Source organism: Oceanobacillus sp. CF4.6 (genome assembly GCF_051262635.1).
Classification (GTDB): domain Bacteria; phylum Bacillota; class Bacilli; order Bacillales; family Amphibacillaceae; genus Oceanobacillus.
Map to the genome: position 1 here is coordinate 1 of NZ_JBIMEX010000030.1, position 1,471 is coordinate 1,471.

Genomic DNA, 1,471 nt, shown 5'->3' on the forward strand with positions numbered 1-1,471 from the left:
TGACCTGACCCCTATAAGTTAGAGTAAAAATAATTTATGGGGGTTAGGTTAATGGCAAAGTATAGTGAAGAGTTTAAGTTAAAGGTCGCAGAAGAATATATTGAAGGGAAATTGAGTTATAGACGGTTAGCAGAGAAATGCGAGGTACCAACGACTACACTTCGAGGTTGGGTAAGGGTTTATAAGTACTATGGATCAAATAAATTAGTGAAAAAGGAACAAAAACAAAGCGTCTACTCTTTTCAATTCAAGTTAGATGTATTAAGCTTTATGAAGAGCACAGGTGCTTCCGTGTCCGACACAGCTCTTCAGTTTGGAATAAAGAATCCATCTATAATTTCTAGATGGCGAAAAACATTCCTTGAGGGCAATTTGGAAGTCCTGGATAAACAGAGGGGACTGCTTTCTATGGCTAATAAACCTAATAATGAAGCGAAGGAAAAGCTAAATGATAAAGAAGAATCTCTTCAGAAATTCGAAAGAGAAAATGAACTTTTACGTTTAGAGGTGGCATACCTAAAAAAGTTGCGAGCTTTTCAGAAGGATCCGGAGTCTTATCTAGAAAAGCACAAGCAGCGTTATCACTCGAACTCAAAGAAGAATTCAAATTAAAAGATGTCTTACAAGTAGTTGGTATACCTGAATCCAGCTATCATTATCATGTGAAGGCCTTAAAAGAAAATGTAAACCCCGATGCGGAAGTGAAAGAGCTTATTCAAGCAAAATTTGAGGAACATAACGGTGATTACGGTTATCGTAGAATCACAGACCAATTAAGGCAAGAAGGTCATACAATCAATTATAAAAGGGTTCAGCGTCTCATGAGGGTGCTGGGTTTAAAATGTAAGAAATTTGGTAGGAAATCAAGAAAGTATAATGCTTATAAAGGTCCAGTGGGTAAAGTGGCGAAAAATCGTATGAAGCGCCGTTTCCACACATCGATACCGCTTCAAAAATTAACGACAGACATTACCGAATTTAAATGTTTAGATGGGAAGAAATTATATCTTAATCCTATTTTAGATATGTTTAACGGAGAAATATTAACCTATGGAATTAGTAACAGTCCGACATTAGATTTTGTATTAGAACCACTTGAAGAAGCCTTAGATATCGTCAAAAACGCAACGTATAGAACAACAATTCATTCAGACCAAGGTTGGCATTATCAACATGATAAATGGGTGAAAAAACTCAAGCAGCACAAAGTGTTCCAAAGCATGTCACGTAAGGGAAATTGTATAGATAACGCACCTGTAGAAAGCTTCTTCGGTATCCTGAAACAAGAAATGTATCACGGGGAATCTCTCTGTACCTATGAAGAATTAAAACGTAAAATTGAAGACTATATTTATTATTACAATAACAAACGAATTAAAGGAAGATTGACCGGTATGAGCCCAGTTCAATACCGAATTCATACCGATCTAATCGTTGCTTAATAAAACTCCAACTATTGGGGGTCAGACCA

The 1,471-nt window shown here is 36.4% G+C and carries 2 protein-coding genes; both read left to right on the forward strand.

The genetic code is table 11. The features are described from left to right. The first annotated feature begins 51 nt into the window (after window positions 1-51). Window positions 52-612 carry a helix-turn-helix domain-containing protein gene (locus ACHABU_RS20635; protein ID WP_435766833.1) on the forward strand — a complete coding sequence of 187 codons (561 nt, stop codon included), beginning with the start codon at window positions 52-54 and terminating at the stop codon, window positions 610-612. Next, entirely contained in the window at window positions 513-1,442 is a 930-nt protein-coding gene (locus tag ACHABU_RS20640; RefSeq protein ID WP_435766834.1) for an IS3 family transposase, read from the forward strand. Before ACHABU_RS20635 ends, ACHABU_RS20640 begins: the two co-directional genes overlap by 100 nt. Window positions 1,443-1,471 lie beyond the last annotated feature (29 nt).